This is a genomic window from Flintibacter sp. SJQ-8, from assembly GCF_054108085.1.
Window position 1 is genome coordinate 508,830 of the sequence record NZ_JBPJWR010000016.1, and the last position, 15,039, is coordinate 523,868.

Here is a 15,039-nt window from a genome sequence, read left to right on the forward strand (position 1 = left end):
CCGCCGCGCCGGAGGGAGGGAAATATAAATGTCGGAAGTCCGTGTAAGAGAAAACGAGTCTCTGGAGAGCGCTCTGAAGCGCTTTAAGCGCAGCTGCGCCAAGTCTGGTGTGCTGGCCGAGGTTCGTAAGCGTGAGCACTACGAGAGTCCCAGCGTGAAGCGCCGCAAGAAGTCTGAGGCTGCCCGGAAGAACAAGAAGAAGTTCTATTGATCTTCTCCCCTTCCCAGCTCAGTCGGCGTAATACCCGATCATAAAACCGTGTGACGTGTTTCGTCACACGGTTTTTTTGCTCTTCGTAGATAAAACCAGACCCAGCCGCCCAAATACAGGCGGCTGGGTCATTCTTCAGCGTGTCGATAAACCCTTTTCTGTCATTCCGAGGAGCGCAGCACCCGCAAGGGGTACGCCCCCCTCGTTTCCCTTGGCTCCCCCTGTGGGGGAGCTGGCACGGCGTGAGCCGTGACTGAGAGGGCAGCCTCCCTTGTCAAAGGGAGGTGGCACGGCGAAGCCGTGACGGAAGGATTCCGACTCTCGGAAAGCTGTCCTAAGAACGGAATCCCTCAGTCAGCTTCGCTGACAGCCCCCTTTAACAAGGGGGCCAAGGGACGGGGGTTACGGATTGCCACGTCGGCCCGTTGGGCCCCCCTTTTTGTCCCTTCGGGACATTTCCCCTTCACAAGGGGAATCGGCCTCGCAATGACAGGCTTTTTTGACAGTCTCAGTCTTATAGTTCGGTTTCCGGCGGCTCTTCCGCTGGCAAGTTTCTGCGGCGGACGTCCTCCCGCAGCATCTGATAGGCCGCGGCGGCCAGGGGGACAGCCAGAAGCATCCCGCCCACGCCCAGCACGCCCCCGCCGATGGTCACGGCGGCCAGTACCCACACCCCGGGCAGGCCGATGGAGGCCCCCACTACTCTGGGGTAGATGAGATTGCCCTCCAGCTGCTGCAGCACGGCGATGAACAGCAGAAACAGCAGCGCCTTTACCGGGGAGGCGGTGAAGATCATAAATGCCCCCACCCCTGCGCCAATATAGGCCCCGGCCACGGGGATCAGGGCGGTGAAGCCGATGAGGGTGCCCACCATGGTGGCGTAGGGGAAGCCCAGCAGCAGCATCCCGGCCATGCACAGCAGTCCAAGGATCACCGCCTCGGTACACTGACCCACCACAAAGCGGCGGAAACAGCCGTTCACCGTGTTCAGCACATACATCACACCCCCGTACCATCTCTCCGGGAGATAGGTCCGCAGGACCCGGGCACACTGACTGCCCAGGCGCTCCTTGCCCATGAGCAGATAGATGGAGAAGATAAAGCTGACCAGCAGGTTAAAGGCAGTGGACACCGCCGAGGACAGCAGGTTGAGCATGGACCCCATCACGCCGCTCAGGCTCTGGCTCAGCCACTTGCCCACCGTCTCCAGGGCCTGCTTCCAGTCCACCGAGCCATCGGCCAGAGAGGCCCCGTAGCTCTCTAATAGCTGATCCAGACCCAGATTCCGGTCCAGCAGCGTCTGGTTCAGCTGCTCCACCACCGGGGCGGCCTGCTGGGCCAGCAGGCCCACGCACTGCACCAGCTCGGGCAGGACCATCCGCACCACCAGGGCCAGGATAGCCGCCAGGCTGGCATAGGCCAGCACCAGGCTCACCGGGCGGGACAGGCTGCCGCCCCGGGGAAACAGCCTGCTCTCCAGCATAGACATCAGGATATTCACGGCATAGGCCATCACCGCCCCTAACAGCAGGGGGGCCGCCGCCTGAAGCCCCAGCTGCGCCACACGGCAGAAGGGTGTCCAGTAGTGGATGGCCAGATAAAGAGTAAACAGCATCCCGCCCAGGGGCAGCCAGCTCTTCCAGTTTTGTTTCACGCAGACCTCCTGTTCTGGCTCACAGCCCCTCCATCATGTTCACCCGGATATAGCCGCCCTCCACGTTGGTCTCCGCGATAAACTGGGGCACGGCAGGGACCATGATCTCCCGCTCGCCCCCCCGGATGACATACACGTTTCCGGCGGGCAGGTCCATAATGTCGGCGATCTTGCCCAGCACCGCACCGGTCTGGGCATCCCGGGCCTCCAGGCCCATGATGTCGGCCAGGAAGAAGCTGCCCTCGGGCAGCTTTACGTCCGCCCGGTCGATATACAAAACGGCGTTGCGCATGGCCAGGGCGCTGGGTACGTCGGTGACACCCTCCAGCTTTAAGATGACCATGTTCTTGTGGACCCGGGCCCGCTCCACCTTGATGGGCCAGTGGGAGCTGTCCACATACAGGGTCTTGAACTTGCACAAAAAGTCCGGGGAGTCGGCCCAGGGCTGGACCCGCACCTCTCCCATGACGCCGTGGGTGTTGGTGATCTTGCCGATCTCAAGGTATTGTTCGGGCATGGTGTTGTCCTCCATTCGTTTGGATGATGATATGAAAAACAAAGGCGCGGGACCAAAGCCCTGCGCCTTTGTCTTAATCCACGATCTCTACAGAGACGCGTTTGCCTGACCGCTGAGCCACGGAGCGCATCAGGATACGGATCTCCTTGGCGATGCGGCCCTGACGGCCGATCACCTTGCCCATATCCTCAGGGGCCACCCGCAGCTCCAGAACGGTCTCGCCGTCGCCCTCTACCTGGTTGACGGAGACCTGTTCCGGGTGCTCCACCAGATTCTGGGCCACATAGGTCAGAAGTTCTTTCATGGCTTGTAAAACCTCCAGCCTTACAGGGCGCCGGCCTTTTTCAGCAGATCACGGACGGTCTCAGTGGGCTGAGCGCCAGTCTTGATCCAAGCCTGAGCGCGGTCCACGTCCACCTTCAGGTCGGCGGGATGCACGACCGGGTTGTAAGTGCCGATCTCCTCGATGAAACGGCCGTCCCGGGGATAACGGGAGTCAGCCACCACGATGCGATAGAAGGGAGCCTTCTTGGCGCCCATGCGGCGCAGTCGGATTTTGACCATTTATATTCACCTCCACATAGTTCGCTGAATTTATAGGAAAGCGCGCAGACGCGCGGTTCCAACCAAAGTTGTCCGGGCCGGGCCCGGGTCTCAGAAGGGCAGGCCGGGGAACTTGCCCCCGCCCATGCCGGGCATCATGCCGCCCAGGCCGCCCATGCCGCCTTTTCCGCCCTTTTTCATCATCTTGCGCATGTTCCGGGGCATCTTGCCGCCGGAGAACTGCTTCGTCATGGTCTGAAGCATGTCAAACTGCTTCAAAAGGCGGTTCACGTCCACCACTTGGGTGCCGGAACCGGCGGCGATGCGCTTTTTCCGGCTGGAGTTCAGGACGTTGGGGTTCTCCCGCTCATAGGGGGTCATGGACAGGATAATGGCCTCCATCTGGCGGAGCATCCCGTCGTCCATGCCCACGCCCTCTAAATCAGAGGCTTTGATCCCGGGGATCATCCCGATGATATCGCTCAGGGAACCCATCTTTTTCAGCTGGGTCATCTGCTCGTAAAAATCGGTGAGGGTAAACTTGTTTTTCCGCAGCTTCTCCTGAAGCTCCATGGCCTTCTTCTCGTCGAAGGACTGCTCGGCCTTTTCGATGAGGGAGAGCATATCGCCCATGCCCAAGATACGGCTGGCCATTCGGTCGGGGTGAAACACCTCGATCTGGTCCAGCTTCTCGCCGGTGCCCACAAATTTGATGGGCTTTCCGGTGACGGCCTTGATGGACAGGGCCGCGCCACCTCGGGCGTCGCCGTCCAGCTTGGTGAGCATCACGCCGTCGATGTCCAGGGCGTCGTCAAAGGCCTTGGCGGCATTCACCGCGTCCTGGCCGATCATGGCGTCCACCACCAGCAGGATCTCGGTGGGACTCACGGCGGCCTTGATGGACTTCAGCTCGTCCATCAGCGCCTCGTCCACATGGAGACGGCCTGCGGTGTCCAGAAACACCATGTCGTTGCCGTGCTTCTCCGCGTGGGCCACAGCGGCCTTGGCGATGTCCACCGGGTCGATCTGGCCCATCTGGAACACCGGCACGTCCAGCTGCTCGCCCACCACCTCCAACTGCTTGATGGCAGCGGGCCGGTATACGTCGCAGGCGGCCAGCAAGGGGCGCTTCCCCTGCTTTTTCATCATGCCCGCCAGCTTGGCCCCGTTGGTGGTCTTGCCCGCACCCTGAAGACCCACCATCATCACAACGGTGGGGGGCTTGGGGGCGATGGTCAGCTTGGCGCTGGAGCCGCCCATCAGCTCAGTCAGCTCCTGGTTGACGATCTTTACGATCATCTGGGCCGGAGACAGGGCCTCCAGCACGTCGGCGCCCACCGCCTTCTCCGTGACCTGGGCAATAAACTGCTTGACCACTTTATAGCTGACGTCGGCCTCCAGCAATGCCAGGCGGATCTCCCGCATGGCCTCCTTTACGTCGGCCTCGGACAGGCGGCCCTTTCCCCGCAGCTTTTTAAAGGCGGCGGCCAGCTTTTCGGTAAGTCCTTCGAATGCCATGGGGTCACTCCTTCAGCAGGGTCTCGGTCTGTTCCACGATCTGTCCGGCCAGCCGCTCCAGCTCCTCGTTGTCATAGCCGGCGGCTAGCTCGGCCACCCGCTGGGCGTTCTGACGCACCTGCTCCAGCTGCGTCTGCATGGTGTGAAAGCGCTTGATCAGCCCGGTCTTGTCCTCCAGCTCGGTGAGCACGGCCTCGGCCCGGACGATCACGTCCCGCACGCCCTGTCGGGTGATGTTATAGTTCTCGGCGATCTCTCCCAGGGAGAGGTCCTCGTTGTAATAGAGGTCGTAAAACTCCTTCTGCCGATCTGTGAGCATGTCGCCGTAAAAATCGAACAGCATGGCCATGCGATAGGCTTGACTTTTCAAGAGCTTTGACCTCCCTTACGTTCCAGTTGTAAAGCCCAAAAACTTTACAAACGGAATCTTACCATGTTCCCCTCCTCTTGTCAAGTATTTTTCCTTGTCATTTCGCCCGGATTTTTTGTGGGATTTGCCAACGCCTTTGTTGTGTGATATGATAGCCCTTACCGAACAGGGGCCAGACGCCCGAAAATCTGATATTTTATTATTAAAGGTGGCACAGCCATGGAAAAGCTATATGAACAGGACGCCTATCTCCAGGCGTTTGACGCCCAGGTCCTCTCCTGCGTCCAGGGCAAGGGGGGCTGGGACGTGATCTTAGACCGCACCGCGTTCTATCCCGAGGGGGGCGGACAGCCCTATGACACCGGGACGCTGGGGGGCGTGAAGGTCCTCCAGGTCCACACCCGGGGGGAAGACGTGGTCCACACCTGCGACGGCCCCTTGGAGCCGGGCAGCCGGGTCTCCGGGCAGATCGACTGGGACCGGCGCTTTGACCTGATGCAGAACCACTCCGGGGAGCACATCGTCTCCGGCATTGCCAACGCCTGGTGGGGCTGCGATAATGTGGGTTTTCACATGGGCAGCGACTTCATCACCATCGACCTGAACACCATGATCGACGAGGAGCAGCTCCACCGGCTGGAGGCGGCGGTGAACCGCTATCTGTGGCAGGACAAGCCCGTGGTCATCACCTACCCCACCCCGGAGGAGCTGGAGACGCTGGACTATCGCAGCAAAAAGGCCCTCACCGGCCAGGTGCGCATCGTCACCTTCCCCGGGGCGGACGTGTGCGCCTGCTGCGGCACCCATGTGTCCTCCGCCGGACAGATCGGGCTGGTGAAGCTGGTGTCCGTCCAGAAGTTCCGGGAGGGCGTGCGCATCGAGCTTTTGTGCGGTGGCCGGGCCCTGGATTATCTCAGCCGCATGGAGGGGCAGAACAAGGCCGTGTCCAATCTTCTGTCCGCCAAGCCCGGCGAGACCGCTCAGGGGGTGCAGCGCCTGCTGGAGGAGAACGCCGCCCTTAAATCCCGCATTCTCACCATGGAGGAGCAGCACTTCGCCGCTCTGGCCCACGGCTGCGCCGGGGCGGGGGACGTGGTCCTGTTTGAGGACGACCTGTCCCCCGATGCCCTGCGGCGGCTGTGCGACGCGGTGCTGGGCGAGTGCCAGGGCCGGTGCGCCTGCTTCTCCGGCAGCGACGAGGCGGGGTATAAATACGCCGTGGGAGAGCGGAACGGCGATCTGCGTACCTGGGTCAAGACGTTGAACCAGACGCTGAATGGCCGGGGCGGCGGCAAGCCCGACTTCGTCCAGGGCTCCCTCCAGGCCCCCCGGGCGGATATTGAGGCCTTTCTGGCAGAATAATATCCCCCAAATTTCAGTTTAGGAGTTTTTGATTCATGCGGGTCCAACTATCCGACCACTTTACCTATCCCCGCCTGCTGCGGTTCACTCTGCCCTCCATTACCATGATGATCTTCACGTCTATCTACGGCGTGGTGGATGGGCTGTTCGTCTCCAACTTCGTGGGCAAAACAGCCTTCGCCGCCGTGAATTTTATCATGCCCCTGCTCATGGGCATGGGCGCCCTGGGCTTTATGGTGGGCTCCGGCGGCAGTGCCCTGGTCTCCCGCACCCTGGGCGAGGGGGACCGGAAAAAGGCCGAGCGCATCTTCTCCATGCCGGTCTATACGATCTTAGCCGCCGGGGTGGCGCTGACCCTGCTGGGGCAGCTGTTCCTCCGGCCCATCGCCGCAGCCCTTGGGGCAGAGGGCGAGATGCTGGAAAACTGCGTGCTCTATGGCCGAATCGTCCTGCTGTCCACCGGGCCCTTCATGCTGCAAAACGTGTTCCAGAGCTTCTTCGTGGTGGCCGAGCGGCCCCAGCTGGGCCTGACGGTGACGGTGGCGGCGGGGCTGACCAACATGACGCTGGACCTGCTGTTCGTGGGTATCTTAGGCTTCGGACTGCCCGGGGCGGCGGCGGCCACGGTGCTCAGCGAGTGTCTGGGCGGCCTGGCCCCCATGGTCTACTTTTTCAGCCGGAACACCAGCCTGCTCCACTTAGGCCCCACCCGGTTCGACGGCTGGGCCCTGTTCCAGACCTGCACCAACGGCGCGTCGGAGCTGATGACCAACCTGTCCATGTCCCTGGTGAACATGCTCTATAACCTCCAGCTCATGCGCCTGGCGGGGGAGAACGGCGTGGCCGCCTATGGGGTCATTATGTACGTGAACTTTATTTTCGTGTCCATCTTCCTGGGCTACTCCATGGGCTGCGCCCCGGTCATCGGCTTCCACTTCGGGGCCGCCCACCAGGACGAGCTGCACAACCTGTTCCGCAAGAGCCTGACCCTGGTCACCGTCACCGGCTGCGCCCTCACCCTCATCGCGGCGGGGCTGGCCGCCCCCCTGTGCCGTCTGTTCGTGGGCTATGACCCGGAGCTGTTTGCCCTCACCTGCCGCGGCCTGCGGCTTTACTCCCTGTCCTTCCTGCTGGTGGGCTTCAACATTTTCGGTTCCGCCTTCTTCACCGCCCTGGGCAACGGCGCGGTGTCCGCCTGCATCTCCTTCCTGCGCACCCTGCTGTTCCAGGTGGCCGCCGTTTTGCTGCTGCCCCTGATCTTGCAGGTGGACGGCATCTGGCTGGCCATCGTGGCCGCCGAGACCCTGGCCCTGGCCGTCACCGTCAGCTTCTTCCTGCGCAAGCGGGAGCACTACGGCTATGCGTAAGGCGTCTGCGCCCCTCGATCTTCATATTGTGAAATTTTCAAAAGGAGGCAACACTTTATTATGGAACTTACGAACCTCTTTAGCATTTTGGGGGTTATTATCTATTTTTGTTTAGCTGTCAAAGATTTTAGAAAAAGTGATTGGGGGATAAGAAAAAGAGATATTATATTCTGAAAATCGAATTAAGTGGCAACGAAAAAACGCCATTTTAGAGTTAGGCGTGGCAATTTTCGGAACACTATCTTTGTGGACATACAACATATTGAAGATGTATCGGATATTTTTGATATTTGGCATTGTTACACTAGGTATTTTCTTCTGTCCCTATTGCATATAACTGCCATAAAAAAGCAGTAGCGAAACGCCACTGCTTTTTCATATCTATCTAAGATCAGTGATTAGTGTTTGTCCAAGATGTAGGAAACACATCCATTCCAAAAACTTTATACATCATCCACCGTCCCATTGAAGATTTTCCCCAATCTTGAACAGTATATCCTTCTGTCTTCGGATCAGAATTTCCAGAAATATCAAGGTAGCAATATGTTCCATCAAGACGGCCGTGCTTTCCTCTGCCTATCGGTTGGGTTGGGTCTCCATGAAGTTCCTGGTTGTAATATGTGCATCTAACAGTTTTTGTTATTGCAACCGTTAGAACACCAGTAAGGGAACCGCTTAATATTCCATATGCACCTAAACCACTTACTACGTCAGTCATCAAGTCCGCTGGGTTTGCATAGAACGCCCAAATGGAAATCAGTGTTGAAATCCAGTTGGACAATGTTTTTGCAGTGTCTTTGTAAAAAGTATAAGGTTGATTTATATGTTGTTCATCAATGACATAACAGTTAATTGAAAAAATTTCTTCTGTCCCTACACTACGATAATGCATATAACCAAGAGTACGTTTGCTTGCGCTTGCACTAAGACCAGAGTAGGGATCATTGTTGACAAGTGGACTGACCATCGTTTCTGTGTCGTTTTGAACGATTTCCTCCTCGGTTGTAACGGTACCATCATCGTTATAGAATTTGTGATTAACGATACCGCTTCCAGCTATTGAGGTGTGTTCTTCGATAAGCGTATCGTCATTGTATTGGTAGATGGTGTATGAACGATTTCCGTTATCTTTATATGATACTGTAACTGTTGCGGTATCGTTGCTGCGGGTTGCAGCAGAACCAGTTGAGCCAATTTCTTTGAAAACGATGATGCCATTGATTCCAGGTGCCGTTTGCGAAATGTCCCTTTCTGCGGCAACTGTAACGGGTGAAAGCGTGAAAATCATAGCTAAACAGAGTATCAGGGATACGGTTTTCTTCATAAAATTACCTCCTCATATGACCGGCTGGTTTGTATAGGAAAACCGCGCGCGGCTTCCTTTAGTAAATTATAACAAAATATTGTGTAATTTTAAGAAAAATTTATATATTTATCTTTTTGCACGTGTAATATATCATCGGCAACCATACCCCCAAAATTTTTTCAAAAAATCGAAAATTCCCTCTTGCATTTCTATTTTTCCTGTGTTATACTAGCGTAGCGCTCGACAGAGTGTTGCGTGAAGCGCGGGAAATGCGGCTGTAGCTCAGTTGGATAGAGTGACTGGCTACGAACCAGTAGGTCGGGGGTTCGAATCCCTTCAGCCGTACCAAAGAAGCTCCATGTCCTGCATGGAGCTTCTTTGTTTCCACCCTTCCCTCTCTCTGAACTGTGTAAAATCAAATATGCGGCTGTAGCTCAGTTGGATAGAGTGACTGGCTACGAACCAGTAGGTCGGGGGTTCGAATCCCTTCAGCCGTACCAGTCGTTGCGAACTTTACATGGTTTGCAACGACTTTTTTAATATTTGTTCTTTCTTGAGGAGAAATTGACATGAGCACCTTTGCTAAAATCAAATTGGGTTTGGAAGAAGCTATTGCATACGAAAAGGGCGAGCTTTCCACGGACAGATAATGTACAATAACTTGCGCAAATTGGAAAAAGCATAAAAGAAGACATAGCTTGCAGGCTCTGGTAGAATGAAGTTACCACACAAACATTCGAAAGGAGACAGCAAACTATGTCCGAGAAAATTGTACAGCTGAATGAGGAAATTATCAAGGGGCAGCTCAAAGAATTAGTTCGAGGAAGTGTAGAAGAAACCCTGAACGAACTGCTGGAAAAGGAGGCGGAGTCGCTGACGCAGGCGGCCCGCTACGAGCGCAGCGAGGCCCGTCAGGGCTACCGCAGCGGTCACTACGACAGGAACCTTACCACGACCTCTGGCGACGTCACGCTCCACATGCCCCGGCTCAAGGGCGTATCCTTCGAGACTGCCATCATCGAGCGGTATCGCCGCCGGGAAAGCAGCGTGGAGGAGGCGCTCATTGAGATGTATCTGGCAGGCGTCTCCGTGCGCCGTGTGGAGGACATCACGGAGGCACTGTGGGGCAGCAAGGTTTCGCCCGCCACCATCAGCGAGCTGAACAAGAAAGCCTACGTTCACATCGAGGACTGGCGCAACCGCCCATTGCAGGGCGGGCACTATCCATACGTCTACGTGGACGGTATCTACCTGCGCCGCAACTGGGGCGGAGAGTACGAAAATGTTGCTGTTTTGGTGGCGATCGCCGTGAATGAGGACGGTTTTCGTGAGGTTTTAGGCGCTGCCGAGGGCATGAAAGAGGACAAGGCCAGTTGGGTCAGTTTCTTCCAGTGGCTTCGTGGACGCGGACTGGACGGCGTGAAGCTCATCGTCGGGGACAAGTGTCTGGGTATGTTAGAGGCCGTGGGCGAGGTGTTCCCGGACGCCAAATATCAACGCTGCACGGTGCATTTCTACCGCAATGTTTTCTCTGTTGTGCCCAAATCCAAGGTCAAAATTGTAGCGAAAATGCTCAAGGCGATCCACGCCCAGGAGAGCAAAAAGGCCTCCCGCGAGAAGGCAAAAGCCGTGGTCGCCGAGCTGCGCGCCATGAAGCTGAAGGAGGCCGCCAAGAAAGTCGAGGACGGCATTGAGGAAACGCTGACCTATTGTGACTTTCCCAGCGAGCATTGGACGCGCATCCGTACCAACAACGTGATCGAGCGGCTGAACCGTGAGATCCGCCGCCGAACCCGCGTGGTGGGGACGTTCCCTGACGGCAACTCCGCCCTGATGCTGGTCTGTGCCCGCCTTCGCCATGTGGCAGGTACCCAGTGGGGCTGCAAGAAATACATGAATATGAAGCACCTGGAGGCGGCTCTGGATGACGCCTCTATTGCCGGCTGACTTCACTCAGCCGGAGCCTGCAAACAATTTTGCGCATAAATCTTGACGGGACCCACGGACATCGGACACTATAATCAGATAATTTTAAAGGACAGACCGACAAATCATCAGACTGTCCTTTTCGTTAAAAAATCAAAATATGGTGCCGACAGAAAGAGCCTGTGAGCGAACATAGGCGACACTTCGCCCTGACTTCAAGCGGGTCAGATAGCCCTCATCCGTCAACTTCTTCAGTGCAGCAAAGATCGAGGAGCGGCTGGCGCTGGGGCAGCCCGCGACTGCCTCCGCGCTGGTAAATTTCCCGACCTTGGCATCCGCATACGCCTTGACCACATCATAAGCGGTGCTTTTCGTGCCGCTGCTCTGCATCAAGCCCACCCGCTCTTCAAACTCCACATAACAAGAAAGGATCACTTGCAGCATATAGCGGATAAATGGCGTATAGTCGTTCTTCTCCTCATGCCAGCCAAAGTCCGCTCCCTCCAAGACATCATAGTATACGTCCTTTGTCTTTTCGATTTCCTTCTCTACGCTGATATATTTGCCTACTTCAAACCCATTTTGATAAAGAAGCAGCAACGTCAGCAGGCGGCTCATACGTCCGTTTCCATCATTAAACGGATGGATACAGAGAAAGTCGCAGATAAAGGCCGGGATCAGGATCAACGGATCAATGACTTCTAACGCCAAGGCGCGGGCATAGCTGCTGCAAATGGCCTCTATCGCCGCAGGCGTTTCATGGGGCGCCACCGGTGTAAATCGCGTGACCTGAGATCCATCCGGTCTGGTCTCATTGATATAGTTCTGCACATTTTTAAAACTCCCGCCATAGGAAAGGCCCGTGCGCTTAAGCAGATCACGGTGGATCTGCAAAATGTAAGCAGGGCGCAGAGGGATAAACGCATGGCTTTCGTGGATCGTATTCAGTACATCCCGATAGCCCATGATCTCTCTTTCGTCCCGGTTGCGTGGTGTCGTTTTGTCCGACACCAACTGTTTCATCCGGGTGCTGGTGGTCACAATGCCCTCGATCTTATTGGAAGCCTCTGTGCTCTGGATACGGGCAACCTCTACCAAACGGCTTAATTCCACCGGCTTCTGTCGGACATACAGGTCTTGCCGTCCCTTATACTCGTGTATCTTTGCCACATAGGAGAGTATCTCTGCGTCCCACTTCTGCTGTGCCAATTTGGTATAGTCAAAATTTCTCATGACGCCCTCCCCAGATCGATTTGTCCAACCAACTTCTAATTAGTCCAAAGTATACCCACTTTTGGACCTATTGTCAACGTCGTTGGACTAATTGTGATGACCGGCATATTTTTCCTAAACACCCGCCCCCAGCAGCACCGCGTGACCTCGCGGCGCTGCTGGGGGCTTTCTGTTATCCGTTCAAGATCTCGTCCCCGATCTGTCGGGCGGTCTCCTCCACCAGGTCAAAGTCCACATAGGGGTTATACAGGGCCTCCAGTCTGTCGTGCATGGCTTTGGCCTGGGACAGGCTGGCCACGGCCTCGCCCATCAGGGCGGCGGAGACCTTTCTGGCAAAGCGCAGCCGGGGGCGGTCCCGGCGGAGGACGTCCCCCTCCGCCGCCCCGTCCAGGTGGATGCGCCGGTCCGCAGGCCGGGTCAGGGGTGTCTCCCCCGCAGTGCTGACAAAGGCCAGCCCCCGCTGGGGCACCAGCAGATGGGCCAGACGGTTGGGGGCCATGGGGTCGGGGCAGACCACCGCGTCATAGCCCCCCTCCACCGCCCCGGCCAGCAGATGGATGAGCAGCTCGTGGGCCAGGCCGTCCCGGTCAGAGAGCTCATACACCCGCCCGCACTGGGCGAAGGCGGTGTCATAGAGACACAGCACCCCCTTGTGGGTCACCGCCCCCAAAAAGCGCTGCTTCACCCTGCCCTTCTGTCCCCCGGACCGGGGCCGCAGCTCCCGGGCCATGATGCCCCGGGCCCGGCGGGCCAGCTTCTCCCCCGCCGCGTCGGTGAGCAGGGCCGAGCGCATATCCTCCCGCAGCCGCTCCGCAGCCCCCAGACAGCGATAGGCCCGCTGGTAACAGGCGGGATAGCCCTCCATGGCCCCCATGATCTCCTCCCGCACGTCCTGTAACCCGGCGGCGTCATAGCTCCGGCCCAGGTTCACATACCGCTCCACTACTGCCGGATACTTGGCCTCCACCACGTGGGGTGCCGTGCCGTCCACAATAGCCACCCCCAGCTGGGGCAAAACTAAGCCGTCCAGGGAGTCCGGGTCCCCGGAGCACAGGATGTACTCCGTCTCCAGCCCCGCCTGCTCCATCCGCTCCCCTACCCGGCGCATCAGGGTGGACTTGCCGCAGCCCGGCCCGCCCTTTAAGATGTAGACGGCCCGGGCCCGCTCTAAGTCGATGAGCTGGGGATACAGAGAATAGAACCCGTCCGGGGCATTGGCTCCCAAAAAATATTGCACGCGATGTTCGTCCATTGGCTCTGCCTCCGTTTCTTTCAGATGACAGACCAGCCTATGCCGCCCTTTCCCCGCCAGTGCGGCCATTTTATGTGGGAAAAACGGGCAAAAATGGTCGAAAAATCGTGAATATATCCATTGACAAGAAAAAGGGACTAGGGTAGAATAGGGCGATAAATGAAGGAAAACTTGCACAACGAAAGGGAGCCCGTGCAAACTTGCAATTTCGTATCACGAAACCATGGAAAGCACGGGGAAAAGTTGGAGGAAAGAGCTTGTATGCGTAATTTTGAGACAAAGATCCAGGAGCTGAAAACTTCTGTCCTGACGGAGGTCTCCCGCCTGACTTGGGAAGACCGCACCCAGACCGGAATTTTGGATATCCCCGAAAAGATCATCCCCGGCCCCGGGGCCAGCCTGCGCTGCTGCATCTATAAGGAGCGGGCCATCATCAACAGCCGGGTGAAGCTGGCCATGGGCGGCGACAAGGCCAACCCCTGCGTGGTGGAGGTGCTGCCCATCGCCTGTGACGAGTGCCCCGTCACCGAGATCACCGTGGGTGACTCCTGCCGCGGCTGTCTGGCCACCCGCTGCGTCCACGCCTGCCCCAAGGACGCCATCTCCATCGTGAACCACCGGGCCCACATCGACCACAACAAGTGCGTCACCTGCGGCCGCTGCGTCAACGCCTGCCAGTACAGCGCCATCGTCAAGACCCAGCGCCCCTGTGAAAAGGGCTGCCCCGCCGGGGCCATTTCCATGGGCCCGGACAAGAAGGCGTCCATCGACATCAACAAGTGCATCTCCTGCGGCAACTGCGTCTATCAGTGCCCCTTCGGGGCCATTCAGGACAAGTCCTGGATCATGGACGCCATCCAGATGCTGCGGGGCAGCGAGCACTGGGGCTATAAGACCTACGCCGTCATCGCCCCCTCCATCGCCGGGCAGTTCGCCCCCGCCAAATATGGCCAGGTGGTGGCCGGACTGAAGGCTCTGGGCTTCTCCGGCGTGGCCGAGGTGGCCCTGGGCGCCGACATGGTGGCAGACCGGGAGTCTGACGAGCTGGCGGAGAAGGGCATTCTCACCTCCTCCTGCTGCCCGGGCTTTGTGGGCTATGTGAAGAAGAAGTACCCCCAGCTGGACAAGTACATCTCCCACACCCCCTCCCCCATGGTGATGATCGGCCTGTATCTCAAGGAGAAGGAGCCCGACGCCAAGGTCATCTTCATCGGGCCCTGCGTGGCCAAAAAGAAGGAGTTCCAGCTGGGCCGCACCATGAACGCCATCGACTGCGTACTGACCTATGAGGAGCTGTATGCCCTGTTCGAGTCCAAGGACATCGACCTGACCCAGCTGGAGGAGGCCCCCCTGGACGAGGCCAGCCCCTTTGGCCGGAACTTCGCCCGCAGCGGCGGCGTGACCCAGGCCGTGGCCCAGGTGATGAAGGAGAAGGGCGTGGACTTCGACTTGAAGCCCGTACCTTGCAGCGGCATCGCCGAGTGCGAGATGGCCCTGCTGAAGCTGAAGCTGGGCAAGCTGGAGGGCAACTTCATCGAGGGCATGGCCTGCGACGGCGGCTGTGTCCAGGGTGCCGGCTGCCTGGTCCGCAGCCCCCGCAACCGCATGGATGTGGAGAAGCACGCCAAGCAGGCCGATGGCCGCACCATCCTCCAGGCCGTGGCCGCCAGCCGGGGCGAGCAGCCCAAGCAGGAAGCTGCCAAGACGGAGGCCCCCAAAGCCGAGGCTAAGCCCGCCGCGAAAGCCCCCGCAAAGCCTGAAGCCGCACCTGCTAAGTAAA

Annotated in this window: 14 protein-coding genes and 2 tRNA genes; 7 read left to right on the top strand and 9 right to left on the bottom strand. The window is 58.0% G+C overall.

What is annotated here, in order from left to right; all coding sequences use genetic code 11:
- Positions 1–28: 28 nt before the first annotated feature.
- Positions 29–211, top strand: coding sequence for a 30S ribosomal protein S21 (gene rpsU / locus ACSAMP_RS13975; RefSeq protein ID WP_147563913.1), 183 nt, complete (start codon positions 29–31; stop codon positions 209–211).
- 514 nt (positions 212–725) lie between these two features.
- On the opposite strand, the gene ACSAMP_RS13980 is transcribed toward rpsU, so the two are convergent.
- From ACSAMP_RS13980 to ylxM, 6 genes are all read right to left on the bottom strand, one after another.
- Positions 726–1,865, bottom strand: coding sequence for an AI-2E family transporter (locus ACSAMP_RS13980; protein WP_457800854.1), 1,140 nt, complete (start codon positions 1,863–1,865; stop codon positions 726–728).
- A gap of 19 nt (positions 1,866–1,884) precedes the next feature.
- On the bottom strand, positions 1,885–2,382 hold the full coding sequence (gene rimM / locus ACSAMP_RS13985) for a ribosome maturation factor RimM (RefSeq protein WP_457800855.1): 498 nt from the start codon (positions 2,380–2,382) through the stop codon (positions 1,885–1,887).
- Between the two features lie 73 nt (positions 2,383–2,455).
- Positions 2,456–2,686, bottom strand: coding sequence for a KH domain-containing protein (locus ACSAMP_RS13990; protein WP_186877867.1), 231 nt, complete (start codon positions 2,684–2,686; stop codon positions 2,456–2,458).
- Between the two features lie 20 nt (positions 2,687–2,706).
- Positions 2,707–2,946 carry a 30S ribosomal protein S16 gene (gene rpsP / locus ACSAMP_RS13995; RefSeq protein ID WP_147564046.1) on the bottom strand — a complete coding sequence of 80 codons (240 nt, stop codon included), beginning with the start codon at positions 2,944–2,946 and terminating at the stop codon, positions 2,707–2,709.
- Positions 2,947–3,036: 90 nt separating this feature from the next.
- Positions 3,037–4,443, bottom strand: a complete 1,407-nt coding sequence (gene ffh, locus ACSAMP_RS14000; protein WP_457800856.1) for a signal recognition particle protein — start codon at positions 4,441–4,443, stop codon at positions 3,037–3,039.
- Between the two features lie 4 nt (positions 4,444–4,447).
- The gene (gene ylxM, locus ACSAMP_RS14005; RefSeq protein WP_441795404.1) at positions 4,448–4,813 is read right to left on the bottom strand and encodes a YlxM family DNA-binding protein; all 366 of its coding nucleotides are present in this window, start codon (positions 4,811–4,813) and stop codon (positions 4,448–4,450) included.
- A gap of 219 nt (positions 4,814–5,032) precedes the next feature.
- Between ylxM and ACSAMP_RS14010 the strand changes: the two genes are divergently transcribed.
- A complete protein-coding gene (locus tag ACSAMP_RS14010; protein ID WP_457800857.1) occupies positions 5,033–6,175 on the top strand; it encodes an alanyl-tRNA editing protein in 1,143 nt (380 codons plus the stop codon).
- 35 nt (positions 6,176–6,210) lie between these two features.
- Entirely contained in the window at positions 6,211–7,542 is a 1,332-nt protein-coding gene (locus ACSAMP_RS14015) for an MATE family efflux transporter (protein WP_457800858.1), read from the top strand.
- 391 nt (positions 7,543–7,933) lie between these two features.
- Here the strand turns inward: ACSAMP_RS14015 and ACSAMP_RS14020 are convergent, their stop codons facing one another.
- On the bottom strand, positions 7,934–8,866 hold the full coding sequence (locus ACSAMP_RS14020) for a hypothetical protein (protein ID WP_457800859.1): 933 nt from the start codon (positions 8,864–8,866) through the stop codon (positions 7,934–7,936).
- Between the two features lie 253 nt (positions 8,867–9,119).
- Between ACSAMP_RS14020 and ACSAMP_RS14025 the strand changes: the two genes are divergently transcribed.
- The 3 genes from ACSAMP_RS14025 to ACSAMP_RS14035 all read left to right on the top strand — a co-directional run bounded on the left by ACSAMP_RS14025 (position 9,120) and on the right by ACSAMP_RS14035 (position 10,795).
- A tRNA-Arg gene (locus tag ACSAMP_RS14025) sits at positions 9,120–9,196 on the top strand.
- A 75-nt stretch (positions 9,197–9,271) separates the two neighbouring features.
- Positions 9,272–9,348 (top strand) — tRNA-Arg (locus tag ACSAMP_RS14030).
- Positions 9,349–9,604: 256 nt separating this feature from the next.
- The gene (locus ACSAMP_RS14035; protein WP_457800860.1) at positions 9,605–10,795 is read left to right on the top strand and encodes an IS256 family transposase; all 1,191 of its coding nucleotides are present in this window, start codon (positions 9,605–9,607) and stop codon (positions 10,793–10,795) included.
- A gap of 132 nt (positions 10,796–10,927) precedes the next feature.
- Here the strand turns inward: ACSAMP_RS14035 and ACSAMP_RS14040 are convergent, their stop codons facing one another.
- Both ACSAMP_RS14040 and ACSAMP_RS14045 read right to left on the bottom strand, forming a co-directional pair.
- Positions 10,928–12,007 carry a Fic family protein gene (locus ACSAMP_RS14040; protein ID WP_457800861.1) on the bottom strand — a complete coding sequence of 360 codons (1,080 nt, stop codon included), beginning with the start codon at positions 12,005–12,007 and terminating at the stop codon, positions 10,928–10,930.
- Positions 12,008–12,179: 172 nt separating this feature from the next.
- A complete protein-coding gene (locus ACSAMP_RS14045) occupies positions 12,180–13,259 on the bottom strand; it encodes a hypothetical protein (protein WP_457800862.1) in 1,080 nt (359 codons plus the stop codon).
- A 261-nt stretch (positions 13,260–13,520) separates the two neighbouring features.
- Between ACSAMP_RS14045 and ACSAMP_RS14050 the strand changes: the two genes are divergently transcribed.
- Entirely contained in the window at positions 13,521–15,038 is a 1,518-nt protein-coding gene (locus ACSAMP_RS14050) for a 4Fe-4S dicluster domain-containing protein (protein WP_457800863.1), read from the top strand.
- The last annotated feature ends 1 nt before the right edge of the window (position 15,039 follow it).

Coding starts and splice junctions, on each gene's coding strand:
- rimM (WP_457800855.1), bottom strand. CDS start 2,382: ATGCCCGAACAATACCTTGAGATCGGCAAGATCACCAACACCCACGGC.
- ACSAMP_RS14010 (WP_457800857.1), top strand. CDS start 5,033: ATGGAAAAGCTATATGAACAGGACGCCTATCTCCAGGCGTTTGACGCC.
- ACSAMP_RS14035 (WP_457800860.1), top strand. CDS start 9,605: ATGTCCGAGAAAATTGTACAGCTGAATGAGGAAATTATCAAGGGGCAG.
- rpsU (WP_147563913.1), top strand. CDS start 29: ATGTCGGAAGTCCGTGTAAGAGAAAACGAGTCTCTGGAGAGCGCTCTG.
- rpsP (WP_147564046.1), bottom strand. CDS start 2,946: ATGGTCAAAATCCGACTGCGCCGCATGGGCGCCAAGAAGGCTCCCTTC.
- ACSAMP_RS14020 (WP_457800859.1), bottom strand. CDS start 8,866: ATGAAGAAAACCGTATCCCTGATACTCTGTTTAGCTATGATTTTCACG.
- ACSAMP_RS14015 (WP_457800858.1), top strand. CDS start 6,211: ATGCGGGTCCAACTATCCGACCACTTTACCTATCCCCGCCTGCTGCGG.
- ACSAMP_RS14050 (WP_457800863.1), top strand. CDS start 13,521: ATGCGTAATTTTGAGACAAAGATCCAGGAGCTGAAAACTTCTGTCCTG.
- ACSAMP_RS14040 (WP_457800861.1), bottom strand. CDS start 12,007: ATGAGAAATTTTGACTATACCAAATTGGCACAGCAGAAGTGGGACGCA.
- ACSAMP_RS13990 (WP_186877867.1), bottom strand. CDS start 2,686: ATGAAAGAACTTCTGACCTATGTGGCCCAGAATCTGGTGGAGCACCCG.
- ffh (WP_457800856.1), bottom strand. CDS start 4,443: ATGGCATTCGAAGGACTTACCGAAAAGCTGGCCGCCGCCTTTAAAAAG.
- ACSAMP_RS14045 (WP_457800862.1), bottom strand. CDS start 13,259: ATGGACGAACATCGCGTGCAATATTTTTTGGGAGCCAATGCCCCGGAC.